The organism is Thermostichus sp. MS-CIW-36, from assembly GCF_054059035.1.
In genome coordinates this window covers 12823-27406 of the sequence record NZ_JBSSBR010000001.1, presented here as the reverse complement: position 1 = coordinate 27406, position 14584 = coordinate 12823, and the positions used below count along the sequence as shown (strand labels likewise).

Genomic DNA, 14584 nt, shown 5'->3' with positions numbered 1-14584 from the left:
CAAAAGTTGCAGGCCATGATTTACCCTCCCTTGAAGGAGTTTCTTGCCCTTACCCAACAGGGCAACTTCATCCCGGTGTACCAGGAATGGGTGGCGGATTTGGAAACGCCGGTTTCTGCCTGGTATCGGGTTTGTGCTGGCCAGCCCTACAACTTTCTCCTGGAGTCGGTGGAGGGGGGGGAACAGGTGGCCCGCTACAGCTTCTTGGGCTGCGACCCCCTGTGGGTATTGGAAATACGGGGAGATCAAGCCCTACAGCGCTACCGCGATGGCCGACAGGAGCACCACCAAGGGGATCCCTTTGCCATCTTGGCCCGCTGCTTGCAGCCCTATGAGCCGGTGCATTTGCCGGAATTGCCCAGCAGCATCGGCGGCCTGTTTGGCTACTGGGGCTACGAGCTGATTCGCTGGGTCGAACCCAAGGTGCCCATCCACCCCCTGCAGCCGGGGGATCCCCCTGACGCCGTTTTTATGCAGGTGGACAGCATTTTGCTCTTCGACCAGGTGAAGCGCAAGATCTGGGTGGTGGCCTTCGCCGATACCCGTCACCACGCTCCTGAGGAAGCCTATGCCCAAGCCTGCCGGCGGGTGGAAAAGCTGATGCAGCAGCTCAGCGCTCCTCTTTCTCTGGCCCATCTGCACCTCAACTGGAAGCCTCACCTGCCAGAAAGGACTCCGTCCCGCTGGCGCGAACAAATCCCTCCCAGCACCCTGAGCCGCCCGGCCTACTGCCAAGCGGTGGAACGGGCTAAGGACTACATCCGCGCCGGAGATATCTTCCAGGTAGTGCTCTCGCAGCGGTTTACCATCTCCTTTGCGGGGGATCCCTTTTGCCTCTACCGCTCGTTGCGGCTGATTAACCCTTCCCCTTATATGGCGTTTTTGCAGTTTGGGAATCTCTGCCTCATCGGCTCCAGCCCAGAGGTGATGGTCAAACTCAGCCGGGTGGGAGAAGACCGCATCGCCACCGTGCGCCCCATTGCCGGCACCCGCCCCCGTGGCACCACCCCTCAGGAAGACCGGCAGTTAGAGCAAGAGCTGTTGGCAGATCCGAAAGAACGGGCCGAACATGTGATGTTGGTGGATCTGGCCCGCAACGACCTGGGACGGGTCTGCCAACTGGGATCTGTGCAGGTGGATGACCTGATGCAGATCGAGCGCTACAGCCATGTGATGCACATTGTCAGCAACGTGGTGGGGCGGCTGGATCCCCAGTACAGCGCCTGGGATCTGCTGCGGGCCACCTTCCCCGCCGGAACCGTTACGGGTGCCCCCAAAATCCGCGCCATGCAGATTATTCATGAGCTGGAAGGATGCCGCCGCGGGCCCTATGCCGGCGCCTATGGCTACTACGACTTTTCCGGCCAACTGAACACCGCCATCACCATCCGCACCCTGCTGGTTCATCAGGGCCAGGTGAGCTTGCAGGCCGGGGCAGGTATTGTGGCCGACTCGGATCCGGAGCGGGAATACCAAGAATGTCTGAACAAAGCGCGGGGCATGTTAATGGCTGTGGCCAGTTTGCAGGAGACCTAGCCCATGTTGGCCCAGTTGCGCTTCAGCCCTGCGGTTCGCGTCAGCGGGACGGAGTCCTTACAGGAGCTCCAGCAGCCGGATCCAGAGACCGTAGAGCAGGCTTTTGAACTGTTTTCCACAGAGGGCTATCTGGTGTTGCCGGAGATCTTTCCCCCCGAGCTCATCGACAAGTTGCACAGCAGCTTTCTGGCCACCTACAGCCACTACTGCACCCACGAAAACCACGCCGATGCCCTGTTAGTGGGCAATAGACGGGTGATGGTAACGGTTCGCCTGGAGGGCCCCTTCAACGATCCCCTCATCTATGCCCATCCTCTGATCTTGCCCATCCTGAAGCGGATTTTGGGGCCGGAGTTGATCTTGAGCGGGCTGGGGGCGGTGGTCTCTCTGCCGGGATCCGCCGATCAACAAGTTCACCGGGATCTGTCTCATCTGTTTGGCGACGAGACCTTGGATGCAATCATTCCTTGCTATGCCCTGAATTTGCTTATTCCTCTGGTGGAGGTCAACGAAGAGAACGGCATGACCCGTCTCTGGCCCGGCAGCCATGCGGTCTTCGATGCCCACTATACCGAGCTGGCCCAGCAGATGCCCTTTGTCGATCCGCCCCTGGCCAAGGGATCCTGCCTCCTGTTTGACTACCGCCTGATTCACCTGGGTCGGGCCAATCGCTCGCCCGCTCCCCGTCCTCTTCTCTACAACACCTACAGCCGCGCTTGGTTTCGGGATCCCATCAATTACACTCAGCAACCTCCCCTGGTGATCCCGGCCCAAGAGAAAGAGCGGATCCCAGCCGAGCATCAGCGCCTATTCGTGACGGCACAGATTGTGTAGACGGCCCGGAACTGCGAGCTGACCGGCCAAGACTTCCCAAGCGCTCCGCGCCATCCGCCTTTGTCCTTCTGGGAGGGGAGAGTGTGGAATTGCAACAGACCGTTTCGGAGCGACTGGATAACGACCCTGACTTTAAACTTTCTGACTCTTTCCTCTTGTTTGAGCAATCCGGCTAGGATGTCTCAGAATGGGGGTGGTTATCCCCGTTATTGCAGTTTGATTGCGCATCCCACCATGAGCGAAAAGATCCCTCAAGATCCCTCCTCGCCGGAAATGGCGGCTGAGATGGCCTTTGCTGCAGAGCCCAGTTTAGAGGAGGTAGGAGCTACTGCGGAAGAAACCACCCCAGACTCGGATCCCGGCAAGGGATCCCCTGGCACCGGCGGGTCGAATGCGCAGCGTGTCCGTCAACTGCTGGGCATGAAAGGAGCAGAGGTGGAGTCTCGCTCCATTTGGCAGTTGCACTTGCAACTGATGAAGCCTGTCACCTGGATCCCTTTGGTGTGGGGTCTGATTCCGGGGGCGGCATCTTCCGGTCACTTCACCTGGACTTGGGAGAATGTGGCTCTCATTTTGGTGGGCATGATCCTGGCGGGCCCCCTGATGACGGGCTATACCCAAACGGTGAACGAATACTACGACCGCGAGATCGACGCCATCAACGAGCCCTACCGCCCCATTCCCTCCGGCGCTATTTCTCTGCAGCGGGTGGTTATCCAGATCTGGGTGCTGCTGATCTTGGGGTTGGGCTTGGCCTACGCTCTGGACTGGTACACGGGCCATGACTTCCCGGTGATCACCTGCATTGCCTTGGCGGGAGCCCTGATTGCCTACATTTACTCGGCGCCCCCCCTGAAGCTCAAGCGCAACGGCTGGCTGGGCAACTATGCCCTTGGTGCCAGCTACATCGCCCTGCCCTGGTGGACAGGCCACGCCTTGTTCGGCGAGCTAAACTGGACGGTCTGCATCCTGACGCTGATCTACAGCTTGGCCGGGCTGGGGATTGCTGTGGTCAACGATTTCAAAAGCATCGAAGGGGACAGGCAGTTTGGCTTGGCCTCTTTGCCGGTGATGTTCGGGGCGATGGGGGCCGCTTGGATCTCGGTGCTGATGATCGACCTGTTCCAGTTCGGCATGGCCTCGTTTTTGCTGGGGGCGGGCCTAAAACTTTACGCGGCCCTTTTGGTGCTGCTGATCATTCCCCAAATAACCTTCCAAGATATGTACCTCCTGCGGGATCCTTTGAACAACGATGTGAAATACCAAGCCAGCGCGCAGCCCTTTTTGGTGTTGGGCATGTTGGTGGTCGGGCTGGCGTTGGGCCGCTCGGGGCTGTGGTAGTCGAGCCGACGGCAAAGTGCCCATCTTGGCAACAGAGGTGACGGCTTCCGCCCTGGGTTCGGCCCGACATCTGGGCCAAGATCAAGTCAAGATCAAGTTAAGTTGAGCCAGGGATCCATCCCCTGCAAGGATCGTTGGCGGATCCCTGGAAGCTGTTATGGCCCTGGGCCAAAGGAGATATCCAATGAAGCTGTTGTTTCCCCTCCAACTCGGCCTAAGCCTGGCTTTGCTCTTGGGGCCGCTGGCCATCTCTCCCGCCCAAGCACAGCGGATCGTCATCGACGGGCGGGGGATCGTGGTAGAACCCAGCACAGGTGGCTCGGTGATCCTCAATCCCGACCAGCCGGTCTTTTCTCCAATCTTGCCCTCTGCAGTTCCTTTTTCCATCGATGAAGAAGGCAGGATCGTCTCCGCCCCTGGCTACCGCTGCAGTGCGGCTACTGCTGCCGACAACTCCCCCATCATCTGTCGCTCCCAGTTCAACCGCAACGACGTGGTGGTGTATGAGCGGGACGGCCAATCCAACACCTTCTTCGTAAATGCTGACAACACAGTGATCCGGCCCTCCGGCAGTGGGCTGCGGATTTTGCCCAGCTCTGAACCGGTGACTCCCTCGGGTAGCGGCCTGCGCATCATCCTGGATTGAGGGCAGGGATCCCTTCACCTCTTGTCCAGTTGCAACCGCAGCATTTGCTCTGCATCCTAGAGAGGTTTGGCGAAGAAATAGCCCTGGCCATACTCGCAGTTCAACAACCTCATTAAGTGCAGTTGCTGTAGGGTTTCGATCCCCTCGGCAGTGACATCCATTCCCAGGCTGCGGGCCAAGGTGATGATCAGGCAATGGTCTCGGCATTTTCTTCATTCGGCCCCCAGCGCGAGATGAAGGAGTGATCGATTTTCAGGCCATTTTTTCAGGCCATTGATGAGGTAATCCTGCAGGCCCCTGAGAGAGGAGTAGCCTGGGCCGAAGATCAAAACCCCCGCAATTGCGCCAGTTGCTCTGCCGCTAGAAACCGTAGCCTATTTTGCGGTCTAAGGAGATCTTTCGGCGCTGGGGTGGTATTGTTGCCGTCTTTCTTCCAATTCCATCAGGATCTGCTGATGACGCTGCCGGGTGATTGGGTAGAACCACACCAGCAAGATCCCGCCGATCAAAGCCACTCCCGGTAAGGGGCCAATGGCAACGCGAATGGCCAACAAAGCCGATTCCGGCTGGATGGGCAGGGCCTCTCCGGCCACCGAAGGCACAAAGCCGGCCCAATCCAGAGCTTGCCCCACGAAAAACAGTCCCAGCGCCAGGCCCACCTTTTGTAAGAAGACCATAAAAGCGTAGAAGATCCCCTCCCGCCGCTCCCCGGTTTGTAGTTCATCCAGATCGATCACATCCGGCAACATGGACCAAGGGCCGAGATAGGCCGTAGCAGAAACCCCAATGCCGGCCAACAGAGCCAGCCCAATCATGATCCCTTGCTGGCCGGGCTGGAGGAAAAACAGGCCCGCCTGCGAGATCAGCCAAAACCCCGCCCCGATAAGGTACATGGTGCGCTTGTCCAGATGGGTGCTCAGTTGGGTCCAACCGAACAGCGTCAGCACTGCGATCCCCTGTACCGCCAGTACCACCAAGGAAATCCACACCTCCGGCAGGCCCATCCAGAAGACGATGAAATAAGGGATGATTGTGGCTGTGAACTGAAACGCTAGCCAAGAACACAGGTAGATGCCGCTGACAAACAGGTAGGGGCGGTTGCTGAAGGCCACCCGCAGTTGTTGAACCAGGGGCATGGGATCCCGTTGGGATGGATACCGTTCTCGCACCCCCCAAAAGCAGATCAGCAAGGGCACAGCCGAGATCACTCCAAAACAGGCTCCCGCCAGCAGGTGGCCGGCAGCCCGATCCGGCAGCAAGTTGACCAAGAGCGGAAAGGTAACCACCGCAACCATGCTGCCCCCTACAGAGAAGGCAAAGCGGAATTGGTTGAGCTGGGTGCGCTCGTCGTAATCCTGGGTCAGCTCCGCTGTCAGGGAGGCGTAGGGAATATTGGCCGCAGAGTAGAAGGTATTGAACAAGAGCGACACCGCCAGGTAGTAGGCAAACAGGGGGCCAATCCGACCGGGAAAAGGGATCCACCACTGGGCCAGGAACGTGAGGCCAAAGGGGAGGGCTGCAAACAGCAGCCAGGGGCGGCGACGGCCCCAACGGGTGCGGGTGCGGTCGCTGAGAATGCCGATGATGGGATCGTTGATGGCATCCCAAAAGCGAGTGATGGCGTAGATGCTGCCGGCTAGGCCTGCCGACATGCCAACGGTATTGGTGAGAAAGGGCAGCAGGAAAAAGATGAGGATGTTGGCCGTCATGCCTGTGCCCAGATCCCCCACCCCATAGGCCAGCTTCGTCCACAAACTGAGTCGCTGTCTGGTCATCATGTCCCCCTGGAATGCCAGGATTCCAGTGTAGGGGGTAGGTGGAGATTTCTTTTTTGGGGATCCCTGGAAAAGCTGATCAAAATTCAGGGTCTTCTCCCAGTTCCCGTAGCCGCTGGGCCAGTCGTTCGGCTCGGGAGCGTTCTAGGTCTGCCCGTTGCCGTTCCAATTCAGCCCGCTGCCGTTCTAGTTCAGCTCCCGTAGGCAACAATTGCCCTGCCCTATCATACCAGCGCACCCAAAAGCGTTCTCGCCCCTCGTAGGATCCCCACCACCGACCGATACTCAAGTCCAAATCGGGCAACAGAATGGGGGGATGTTCTCCAGCGCCTGAGCCGGGGAGCAGCTCATAGTGTCCGCCCTGGAGTTGATAAACATTCAGCTCATCGGTCTCTAGCTCGAAGGTGACGTAGTAGGGGATCCGCAGCCGCCTTTCGTAGAGCTGGAATTTGGCTTGTCCGGGTTTTTCTTCCCCCTGGTCGTTGCAGATGATCTCCAAGATGAGAATAGGCAAGATATTCCCTTCATCCCAAACCACATAACTTTTGCGGGCAGTGCCATCCCGCCAACGGGGAACCCCCAGCACCAGAAACAAATCTGGAACAATGACCTGCCGGGGTAGGGCGTAGTAAAGGCCCATATTGCAAGCCACAAAAAAGTCTTGCCGATCCGACCAGTGCAGCAGCAGCGGCTCCCGGAGGAGGGGGTATTGGCGGCCTTGATCCTCGTTGTCCAAGGGGGTGTCGTCTGTATCGGGCAAGTCGTGCTGGGTGGGCCAGCGATAGGGGGTAATGGTCATGGCCGGGCAGGAGCAGTATGCCTCCACTGTAGCGAATGGGTTAGGACTGCATTTGGCTCATCGCCTCCAGATCCAGCACTTCCGCCACCTGCTCTGGGGTCATGAGGTTGCGCTCCAAAACAATCTGTCGAATGGGCTGGCCGGTTTCCAGAGAAGCCTTGGCCACCTCTGCCGCTTGTAAGTAGCCGATGTAGGGGTTGAGAGCAGTCACCAAAGCCAGCGTCCCTTCCGCGTAGCCGCGGCATCGCTGCGGTTGGGGGGTGATGCCTTGAATGCAGCGCTCGGTGAAGACCCGCAGGCTGTTGTTTAGGATCTGTAGGCTGTGCAGGAGGTCATAAGCAATGAGGGGCATCATCACGTTCAGCTCAAATTGCCCCGCCTGAGCACAGAGGGTGATGGCGGTATCCAGCCCGATCACCTGAAAGCAGACCATGTTCAGCATCTCGGCCATTACCGGGTTATACTTTCCGGGCATGATGGAAGAGCCGGGCTGAACCGGGGGGAGTTGGATCTCCTTGAGGCCGGTCTTGGGGCCGGAATCCATCAGCCGCAGGTCGTTGGCCAACTTGATGCCATCTTGGGCCAAGTTGCGCAGGGATCCCGACAGATGCACAAAGGGGGCCATGCTCTGCATCGCCGCCATCAGGTGGGGGGCAGGGGTCAGGGGTAGCTGAGTATATTCCGCCAGCCGTTGCACCACCCGCTGCCGATACTGGGGATGGGTGTTGAGGCCGGTGCCGACGGCGCTTCCCCCCAGCCCCAAGCTGCACAGGGCCTGGCTGGCCTCCTCAATCCACCGACGGTGTTGGGCAAAGATGGCCGCGTAGGCGCCGAAGCTATCCCCCAGCCGCACTGGCACCGCATCCTGCAAATGGGTGCGACCGGCCTTGAGGATCCCGTGAAAGTCTTTTGCCTTCTGCTCGAGGGCTGCCACCAAATTGTCTAGAGTGCCCAGCAGATCCCGTCGCACCCGCAGCAGGGCAGCCAGACGAATGGCGGTGGGGATGACATCGTTGGTGGACTGGCCGTAGTTGACATGGTCGTTGGGGCTGACCCGCTCGTAGCGGCCCTTGGGCTCCCCCAGGATCTCCAGAGCGCGGTTGGCCAGCACTTCGTTGACGTTCATGTGGTGGGAGGTGCCCGCCCCCGCCTGGTACACATCCACCACAAACTGATCCCGCAGGGATCCCTGGAGGATCTCATCCGCCGCTTGGACAATCGCCTTGGCCACCTCTGCCGGAATGCACCCCAACTCCCCATTGACCTCTGCCGCCGCTTTTTTGATCAGCACGCAGGCTTCTACATACTCCGGCAGGGGCTTGAGGCCGCTGATGGGAAAGTTCTCTAGGGCGCGGACGGTTTGAATGCCGTAATAAACCGACTGCGGCAGTTGCCGCTCCCCCATCGAGTCCCGCTCGCTGCGTACCTCGGCCAAGGCGTTCTCCTCTCCCGTTCGCGGATCCTTGGGCTAGCTTCCGGTAGTCCCCTCCGAGGGTGTCTCGAGGGCCGGGGATCCTTTCTGTAAGTTCTGTAAAGTGGCCAGCAACTGTTGGCCGAGGCGCTCGTTGTTCTCGGCCAAGACCAACACCATGGCCGCACAGGCCAGGTGCACCCCTGCTCGAAATTCCGCCGAAGACTTGTACTGGATCAGCGCCTCGCTATCTCCTTCCCGCGGGCTGAGGATGAGCTGAACCGACTTTTGGGCCAACTCTGTCAGTTCCCGTTCCGTTAAACCGAGCTGCACCGCTTCTGCCCTCCCTGCTGGCCGACAAACAACCTTTGATCCCATCAGGATCGCCACTTTGGTATCCTACCGCGGTTGTTGCCCCAATCTGGCAGGATCCCCAAGTGAGCGGGCCTTGACAACTCTTGATAGCTCTAGAAGGAGGTAGAAAATGCCGGTTAGTATAGGTGCAGCATGCCTTAGCCTGCGGGCCGATAGCCGACTTTGATTGGATAAGTTCAAATCCACGGGTCGGCACTGCTCCTAGGGGGCTTGCTTCTACTTAGCATGGGTTTTGTGCTGTTCATTTCGTTGAGAGAGGAAAACTTGACCGTAGAGCGTCCACTTGACCGCTTCCCCCGCAAGCAGCGTGCAGAGCTGCCGGCCATCAACGAGCGCATCCGCTTCCCCAAAATCCGCCTCATCGATACCGACGGCACCCAGTTGGGGATCATGAGCCCGCGCGAGGCCCTGCGCCTGGCAGAAGAAAAAGATCTGGATTTGGTCTTGGTGAGCGAAAAGGCCGATCCGCCCGTCTGCCGCATCATGGACTACGGCAAGTTCAAGTTTGAGAAGGAGAAAAAAGAACGGGAGGCCCGTAAGAAGCAACACACCGCCGAGATCAAGGAAGTGAAGTTTCGCTACAACATCGGCGAGCACGATTACCATGTCCGCCTGCGCAGCGCCCAGCAGTTCTTGGGGGATGGAGACAAGGTGAAAGCCACCGTGATGTTCCGCGGTCGCGAGGCCCAGCACGCCGAGCTGGGGGAAGAATTGCTGCAGCGCTTGTTCAAAGACCTGGAGGGCGTGGCGGAAATGCAGCAGCCTCCCCAAAAGGAAGGGCGAAACATCACGATGATTCTCTCTCCCAAAAAATCGGTCTGAGGAGGGATCCCACCTATGCCCCTTGCGGTTGGGGATCCGGCTCCGGAGTTCACCCTGCCCGATGCCGAGGGCAATCTCATCAGCTTGAGCCAGTTGCGGGGCCAGCGGGTGGTGCTCTATTTTTACCCGCGGGACAACACCCCCGGCTGCACCCAAGAAGCCTGCGGCTTTCGGGATGCCTACGCTGACTATCAAGCCCACGGCATCGCCATCTTGGGGGTGAGCGCCGACGATGCCCGTTCCCACCAAAAATTTGCCCAGAAGCTGCAACTGCCCTTCCCCCTGTTGGTGGATGAGGGGGCCAAGGTGGCCAGGGCTTACGGGGTCTATGGGCCGAAAAAGTTCATGGGCAAAGAGTACAACGGCATTCACCGCACCACTTTTGTTATTGATCCGGAGGGGAAGATCGAGGCCGTTATCACCAAGGTCAAGGTGGAAACCCACGCAGCGGAGCTGCTCAAGCAGTTGACCGGCTCTTAGGCTTTCCGGTGGGAGTTCGGCAGACCTGCTGCTGGGCTCGTTGTTCTGGAACCTGAGCCAAGACGGGAACGAAAAGAGCAAAAAAAGATGTAAAGTGCCGGTATTGATTCCTCGTGGGCTAGGGCCGTGTCCCGACGCAGCCGTACCCTCAAGTCGATTCACGACAGCTACCAAATGTTGGGTTTGGCCGGCCAAGGGCAGTACGGGCGTGTATTCTGTGCCCGTCCCCGTCAAGGAGGAGACCTGGTGGCCCTGAAGGAGCTGCCGGCGGAGCGCTTTCCCACCCAAAATCTGCTGCGGGAGCTGCGCCATCTGCTCACCCTCAACCACCCCAACATTACCCGCTGCTACGCCCTCGAACATGCCCGCGAAGGTCGCTACCTGGTGTTGGAGTACTGCGAGGGAGGCACGCTGCGGGAGCTGATCGACCAGGTGGAGCAAGGGCTGTGGCTGCCGGTCAAACAGGTTTTGGGCTTTGTGGATCAGATTTTGGCCGGGTTAGATCATGCCCACCGGCAGGGGGTGATCCACTGCGATGTCAAGCCCGAGAACATCCTGCTCAAGCCCACGCCCCAGGGCTGGCAACTGAAGCTGACGGATTTTGGCATCGCCCGTCGCCTGCAGCCTGCTGCCGGCGAGATCACCGCCACCGGATCCCCTGCCTACATGGCTCCCGAGCGCTTCTACGGTCAGTTTAGCCCTGCCTCGGATCTCTACGCGGTGGGGATCATCCTGCTGGAGCTGCTGACGGGCCGGCGGCCTTTTTCCGGATCCCCCAGCCAGTTGATGCACGCCCACCTCAACCAGCCGTTTGTCTGTCCCGAAGGGATCCCTGCCCCGCTGCGGGAGGTGCTGGAGATAGCCCTACGCAAGTTGCCCTTGCGGCGGTTCCGCACTGCTGCCCAAATGCGGTCGGCTTTGGCGGTGGTTGCCCAAGAGTGGCAAGAGCCGGCCAGTTGTTGGGTTGGCCCTCGCCTGCCCAGATGGCCGCCCCCTGGGGTACAGGTTTGGGATCTGCCGGATCTGGGCTCTGTTGACACTGGCGGGATGGAGTTCCTGGCCGAGCAAAAGTTCTGCATCTGCGAGGATCCCAGCGGCTCCAGATCCCCGCTGCTGTTGCGGGTGACCCCCCAGAGGCTGGAATGGCTGGAGCTCCAGAACCTTGCCCTGGGATCCCCTGCTTTGGCCCATTTTTCCCTGGACGAGCCAATTCGGGCGGTGCTGCCCTTGAACACCTTCCCGGAAGCCCTGGCCTTCTCCCGAAGCAGCCTTTTGCACCTCAGCCCCAGCCACATCCGCACCTTGCTCAGCTTTGAGGAGGATTGGCAGGCCACCTGGCTGGCAGAGCGACAGGAGCTGGTCTGGGCCACCGCCCAAGAGTTGGGGGCCGTACAATGGCAGCCGGCCACGTCGACAGGAACACAGCCTTTCCCCGATTCCCGGTGCTATTTTCGTTGGCCTTGGCAGGGATCCCTGTCCCGCTTGCTGGCCCTCTCGGAGCATCTGGTTTTGTTGACAGGTGTGGGGCAGCAGTGGGTGGAGATGAGCCTCTTGCCCTATCCCAAGGGACGCCATCCCGCTGTCGCGACCGGTTGGTCTCTGCAGACGGGATCCCAGCCCATTCGCTATCGCCTGCCCTTGGATCCCCAAGGGGGGGTGATCAGCTTGGGAGAACGGTTGCTCTTTGCGGCAACAGATGAGGGAAGGGAAGGCCAGCAAGGTTGCTGCCCCTATCTCCACTCGGTGCAGGTGAATCCGCTGCGGGTGCGCCGCTGGTTTTTGAAAGGTTGGCCTGTCCAGATGGCCAAGGCTCCTTGGGGAGTGCTGCTGTTGTGTCGAGATGGGGAACAATCCACTTCCCTCTGGCTGTATGGTGAAAAAGGGGATCCCCTGGCCCAGATGGCCGTGCCTGACGGCTCACAGGTGTTGCAAGTGGGCCAAAGAGGCAAGGTTTGGCTGCAAGTGCCCAAAGCAGAGAAATCTCACCTGTCTCAGCTTTGGCAATTGGATCTGAACTGCTTGCCGGTGAGTGGACAGCCTTCCCAGGTGATGCTGTGCGACCCAGCGATCTAGAGTTTCGCCAAGGACTCCGTCCCGCTGTCGCGACCGGACTCGGCCAGAACCGCTATCAGCCCTAAGATCAAGTTTGAAGATCAAGTTTGGCCAGATGCCCGGCCAGCTCTGCTGGGCTGTGGACCAGGGGAGTGGTGATCTGTCCAGCCTGTTGGAGAACAAGCATGAGTCAGTATCTGCCGGAACCTGCTGCTGTGGAGGAGGATCCCAGCTTGTTGGTAGAGCGGCTGCGCCGCAAAGAGGGCCGGTGGCTGGATTGGGCCAAGGCCTGTCAAGCTTTGCAACGACAGAAAATGACTCCCCAGGCCATCTTCGAGGCAACCGGGTTTGAGCCCATTCACCAAAACCAGATCCTTGTTGCGGCCCAGGTTTACGAAGGGATGGCCAAAGCAGGAGCCAGCCCAGAAGTTCTGGGGCATTTTGCCCATAAAGGCAGCGATATCCTCTACGAGTTGCGCATTCTCTCCCCACAGGATCGGGTTCGGGTGGCGGAATTTATCTTCAGTCGCCATTTGAATGCCGCTGATGCTCACGAGATCGCCCGCGCGGTGAAAAATTATGCCCAGCTCCAGCAGCTCCCGGAAGGGTTTACGGATCACCCCGGCGATGCGGTAGCCTATCAAGCCTGGCGGACGGCCCAGCAAACCCGCGATCTGCAGGAGCGAACTCGCGCTATCGGTCGAGCGTTTCAGTATGTCCACAGTGATACAGCCCGCCGACAGGTGGAGCAGCTCTTGTCCACGATTGCCACCAGCTCCCGCCCCCAACGCAGCGTTTTGCCCAAGCTGTCCGTGTTTCGCTTGGAAGAAGATCTGCCGCGACTGCTGCCGGTGGCCGGATCCCTGCCTCTTGCAACTGCCGCCTGGGAAGGGATCCCCCCCAGCGAGCCGCAAGGGCCCTTTGGCTGGGTCAACAGCCCGGCGGAGCAGACTTGGATGGCCTTGCCTGCTTGGCCGGTGATTCAAAAGGCCGGGGATCCGGTGATCCTTCAGGTGGAAAACCGGCTTTTGGGATCCCTGTTGGGTTTGCCGGTGCCTGCCGGTGAAGAACAGGATCCGGTTTTGCTGGTGGTCGATCGCGCCGCTCGGGTTTGGGAGGGAGCTCAGATGGCGGGATTTTTCCTGGTGGATCGGGCCGGATCCCTGGCGGTGGAGTGGATAGAAGACTCGCCCTCCTCTCCCCTGTTGGGCCAGGTGCTGATGGCCGTGCGCCCCCCGCGGGTTTTCGATGAGGTGCTGGCTCAGGATCCCTGGCAGTTGGAAGAATAGGCGTTGGGATCCCGCCGTTGTAGCCATTCGTGCTAGTGGTGCAGAGCACCGCGCCTGGACTCGCCCCCATGGCCTCACCCATGGCCTCAATTGAGCAAGGCCAAGTTATCCCGGTGGACGGCAGTATCAACCCCTTCGTAGCCCAGGATGCGGGGAATCTCGGCGGTTTTTTTGCCCTTAATCTGCCGCAGCTCCTCGGCGCTGTAGTTCACCAGGCCCCGCGCCACCTCCTGGCCGCTGGGATCGCACAGGCGCACGGCAGCCCCCGCCTCAAACTCCCCAGAAATGGCTGTGATCCCTGCCGGCAACAGCGAGCGCCCTTGCTCGCACACCGCTCGTACCGCCCCCTCATCCAAAGTCAAAGATCCCTCGGGGATGAGGCCGTAGGCAATCCATCGCTTGCGGGCGCTGGCGGGCTGAGGAGCCGGATCAAAGCGGGTGCCGATGGCCTCGCCGGCCAGAATTGCCGGGATCTGCTCAGGCCGTTTGCCATTGGTGATCACCACCGTTACCCCTGCAGCTGTAGCAATTTGAGCAGCGGTCAGTTTGGTGGCCATGCCGCCGGTGCCCCAGCCGCTTTTCCCCTGGGCTTCGGCCTTCACCTGTAGGGGGATCCCGGGCAACACCCGCTCGATGGGCTCAGCGGAAGGATCTCGGTTGGGGTCAGCCGAATAGAGCTTGTCCACATCGGTGAGCAGGATGAGCCACTTGGCCTGCACCATGCTGGCCACCAACGCCGAAAGCGAGTCGTTGTCACCAAACTTCAACTCTTCCACCGCCACCGTGTCGTTTTCGTTGACGATGGGAATAACCCCCATCTGCAGCAATTGGGCAAACGTGCGATTGGCGTTCACGTAGCGGTTGCGCTCCACCAGATCGCCACGGGTGAGCAGCACTTGGGCAATCGGCTGGTTCAGAGCCGAGAAGAGGTCATCGTAAAGGCGGATCAGCCGCCCCTGTCCCACCGCAGCCACCGCCTGCTTTTCGGCAATGGCCGTCGGTCGTTGCCGCCAGCCAAGGCGAGCACAGCCCACCCCCACCGCCCCGGAGGAGACCAAGATCACCGCGTATCCCTGCCGGCGCAGGTGAGTCAGCACCTCCACCAGCGGCCCCAATACGGAAAGACGCAACGAGCCGGTCTGAGTATCTGTCAGGCTAGAGGTGCCGATCTTCACCACCACCGTCACGTCTGTTGTTGCCATCGCCTCCCTCAACCCATCTTCC

14 protein-coding genes are annotated in these 14584 nt (G+C 59.9%); 8 read left to right on the top strand and 6 right to left on the bottom strand.

Annotation, left to right across the window (positions count from 1 at the left end; translation table 11 throughout):
- Nucleotides 1-15: 15 nt before the first annotated feature.
- The 4 genes from trpE to ACVWVQ_RS00125 all read left to right on the top strand — a co-directional run bounded on the left by trpE (nt 16) and on the right by ACVWVQ_RS00125 (nt 4357).
- Nucleotides 16-1536, top strand: a complete 1521-nt coding sequence (gene trpE / locus ACVWVQ_RS00140) for an anthranilate synthase component I (protein WP_457506260.1) — start codon at nt 16-18, stop codon at nt 1534-1536.
- A gap of 3 nt (nt 1537-1539) precedes the next feature.
- Nucleotides 1540-2370, top strand: a complete 831-nt coding sequence (locus tag ACVWVQ_RS00135; protein ID WP_457467132.1) for a phytanoyl-CoA dioxygenase family protein — start codon at nt 1540-1542, stop codon at nt 2368-2370.
- A 234-nt stretch (nt 2371-2604) separates the two neighbouring features.
- Complete coding sequence (gene chlG / locus ACVWVQ_RS00130) at nt 2605-3711, top strand: chlorophyll synthase ChlG (protein WP_414332050.1); 1107 nt, start codon at nt 2605-2607, stop codon at nt 3709-3711.
- Between the two features lie 184 nt (nt 3712-3895).
- Entirely contained in the window at nt 3896-4357 is a 462-nt protein-coding gene (locus ACVWVQ_RS00125; RefSeq protein ID WP_457467348.1) for a hypothetical protein, read from the top strand.
- 56 nt (nt 4358-4413) lie between these two features.
- Here the strand turns inward: ACVWVQ_RS00125 and ACVWVQ_RS00120 are convergent, their stop codons facing one another.
- From ACVWVQ_RS00120 to ACVWVQ_RS00100, 5 genes are all read right to left on the bottom strand, one after another.
- Complete coding sequence (locus ACVWVQ_RS00120) at nt 4414-4518, bottom strand: EAL domain-containing protein (RefSeq protein WP_457467356.1); 105 nt, start codon at nt 4516-4518, stop codon at nt 4414-4416.
- Nucleotides 4519-4743: 225 nt separating this feature from the next.
- Nucleotides 4744-6132 (bottom strand): MFS transporter, encoded by a 1389-nt coding sequence (locus ACVWVQ_RS00115; protein WP_457467357.1) that lies wholly within the window; start codon nt 6130-6132, stop codon nt 4744-4746.
- Between the two features lie 79 nt (nt 6133-6211).
- Nucleotides 6212-6931: a Uma2 family endonuclease gene (locus ACVWVQ_RS00110; RefSeq protein ID WP_457467349.1), complete on the bottom strand. Its 720-nt coding sequence runs from the start codon at nt 6929-6931 to the stop codon at nt 6212-6214.
- Between the two features lie 40 nt (nt 6932-6971).
- A complete protein-coding gene (locus tag ACVWVQ_RS00105; protein ID WP_457467350.1) occupies nt 6972-8366 on the bottom strand; it encodes an aspartate ammonia-lyase in 1395 nt (464 codons plus the stop codon).
- Nucleotides 8367-8399: 33 nt separating this feature from the next.
- On the bottom strand, nt 8400-8720 hold the full coding sequence (locus ACVWVQ_RS00100) for a hypothetical protein (RefSeq protein WP_414357184.1): 321 nt from the start codon (nt 8718-8720) through the stop codon (nt 8400-8402).
- Between the two features lie 312 nt (nt 8721-9032).
- Between ACVWVQ_RS00100 and infC the strand changes: the two genes are divergently transcribed.
- The 4 genes from infC to raf1 all read left to right on the top strand — a co-directional run bounded on the left by infC (nt 9033) and on the right by raf1 (nt 13360).
- Complete coding sequence (infC, locus tag ACVWVQ_RS00095; RefSeq protein ID WP_457410967.1) at nt 9033-9539, top strand: translation initiation factor IF-3; 507 nt, start codon at nt 9033-9035, stop codon at nt 9537-9539.
- Between the two features lie 15 nt (nt 9540-9554).
- Nucleotides 9555-10019 (top strand): thioredoxin-dependent thiol peroxidase, encoded by a 465-nt coding sequence (gene bcp / locus ACVWVQ_RS00090; protein WP_457467351.1) that lies wholly within the window; start codon nt 9555-9557, stop codon nt 10017-10019.
- A 126-nt stretch (nt 10020-10145) separates the two neighbouring features.
- A complete protein-coding gene (locus tag ACVWVQ_RS00085; RefSeq protein ID WP_457506258.1) occupies nt 10146-12092 on the top strand; it encodes a serine/threonine-protein kinase in 1947 nt (648 codons plus the stop codon).
- A gap of 164 nt (nt 12093-12256) precedes the next feature.
- On the top strand, nt 12257-13360 hold the full coding sequence (gene raf1 / locus ACVWVQ_RS00080; protein WP_414343401.1) for a RuBisCO accumulation factor 1: 1104 nt from the start codon (nt 12257-12259) through the stop codon (nt 13358-13360).
- An 86-nt stretch (nt 13361-13446) separates the two neighbouring features.
- Here the strand turns inward: raf1 and proB are convergent, their stop codons facing one another.
- Nucleotides 13447-14562, bottom strand: a complete 1116-nt coding sequence (gene proB, locus ACVWVQ_RS00075; RefSeq protein WP_414409345.1) for a glutamate 5-kinase — start codon at nt 14560-14562, stop codon at nt 13447-13449.
- Between the last annotated feature and the right edge of the window lie 22 nt (nt 14563-14584).